The organism is Bradyrhizobium sp. UFLA05-125 (assembly GCF_059803515.1).
Genome location: NZ_JBANBJ010000165.1, coordinates 1 through 1,869, shown reverse-complemented (window position 1 = coordinate 1,869; position 1,869 = coordinate 1). Strand labels below are relative to the sequence as shown.

Here is a 1,869-nt window from a genome sequence, read left to right as displayed (position 1 = left end):
CGATCAACGAGCGTACGAGACAGCAACTTCGGCTGCAGTCCACGGTCGAAGGCTTGTCAGTTGGGGCAATCGGATACTATGTGGTCAGCCTGTTTGCCTATCTCGCCAAGGGCGCGCAGGATGTCGGACTGCATGTAGAGCCCGCGTCCGTAACCGCGGCCTTCGTACCGATCGCCGTCGGCGTGATCTGGCTCGTCAGTTACAATATTCGAAAGCGGCATCTCAAGCCCGACGACGCATCGTCCAGGGGAGGCAAATAAGTTTTCATGGCAAAAGCGCGTCGACACAAAATCTCGCTGCGCGCGTGAGGCGCGCCAAAGGGCGTGTTTCAATCTCGCGTTGGCGCAATTGGCGCGCCTTTGCGTAGTCTGCAGTTATGAAAGTTGATTATTCGGCGAGCTTCGGCCGGTTAGCATGAGAGATCGTTTCTCTTATCGGCGAGGTAACGGCAGACGATCGCCTGCAGGAGTTCTCGATTTCGGACTCAACTGATTAGATACGATAGCTCGGCCTCGCTGATCCATGCCGGTCCATTAAGTCCCTCTCGCGGGTCAATCTCCAGCAAGTTCATTCCAGAGCTGTCCCGAGCGGTGCCGCTTAATAGGTCGGCGTTTGCACGGGTTCGGAGTGAGGCGTGCCAGAGCCCTCATGGTCGCCGGGGCCGCGGGCCTAGCTATCCGCCGGCTTGGTAATACCTCGCCAGACGACGACGGAATCAACAGGATTGGTCGCATTGCCCCCTATCGAATCAACGCCGGATGGCGACTCGTCGTGCAGCGACAGTTGCGCGGTCGCAGACGAGTATTGTCATGAACATGATGACATTCTGTATTGTCCTGGATACGACAGGTCGACGAAGCGGCCAACAGCGGCGGCTGTTGTTCTGTAGGAGCGCGGCAACTTCGAGCGGTTCATCTCCTCTGTCGGATGTTCACTCTATCAGACGGAGCGATGTTCGCTTTGCTACTGAATTGTCCAAGAACGACTGAGGGGAGCGCGTCAACGCGGGTGAAGGAGCGGGCTCAGCGGGGTCATGCGAAGATAAGGCTGAAATCTGTGCCTATGTTGCACGAAGGGGCACGTTCAAGATCATCTTACGTGTGAAAGAACGGCGCCCGACAGAAGTTGAGGACGCGAACTTGGATCTTCAAATTGTGACAAATATTGCCGCAAGGAAAGAGCGGCCGGACAGAAATGTATCACTGAAAATCGTCGACAAAGCCTAGCTGGGGTCGTTCTGATCTTGATGAACGTATCGCAATCGGTGCGAATACTTGGAACATACGCGTTGACGTCAGCTGCAATTCAAGCGCCTTCGAGGGCGCTTTTCGCAGAAGAACCTTGCAGTAGATGTAGGCTCGGCTCGGCACACCACTTGCTTTGTTCAACATAGCATCACCAGGCCCCCCCGGTGGTGTAGGGGCGGCTCGGCGTCATTCCAGGTCCAGGCGTCGGGGCCGTCCCGCGGGTTTTTCTGCGCTCCACCGTCGGGAGGCGATGTGAAAGCGTATGTTGGGATGCGGGCGTTGGCCGCCCTTGCGCGACGACGAAGGAAAGTCGTCGTCAGACGGGGAGCCAGGCGGCGACAAGTACTTAAAAATGCGGACGGAACATATGCCTACGCGGGCCGCAGCGACGACATGGTCAAGGTCAGTAGAATCTATGTGAGCCCGTTCGAAGTTGAGCGACGCTTGTTCAATATCCAGCCGTTCTCGAAGCCGCCGTGATCGCCGTGCCGGACGCGGAAGGTCTGACCAAGACCAAGACATTTGTCGTATTGAAGCCGGAGTCCGCAACGAATGACGCGAAGCTGAAGGCCTTCGTCAAGGCGGTCTAGCACTGCACAAGTACTCGCGGATCATCCAGTAT

Annotated in this window: 2 protein-coding genes; both read left to right on the top strand. The window is 56.8% G+C overall.

The window, feature by feature from the left end:
• The coding region (locus SO156_RS45725) for a DUF3422 family protein (protein ID WP_498539449.1) at positions 1-260 on the top strand (260 nt) is incomplete at its 5' end.
• 1,463 nt (positions 261-1,723) lie between these two features.
• A complete protein-coding gene (locus SO156_RS45720; protein ID WP_498539448.1) occupies positions 1,724-1,837 on the top strand; it encodes a hypothetical protein in 114 nt (37 codons plus the stop codon).
• Positions 1,838-1,869 lie beyond the last annotated feature (32 nt).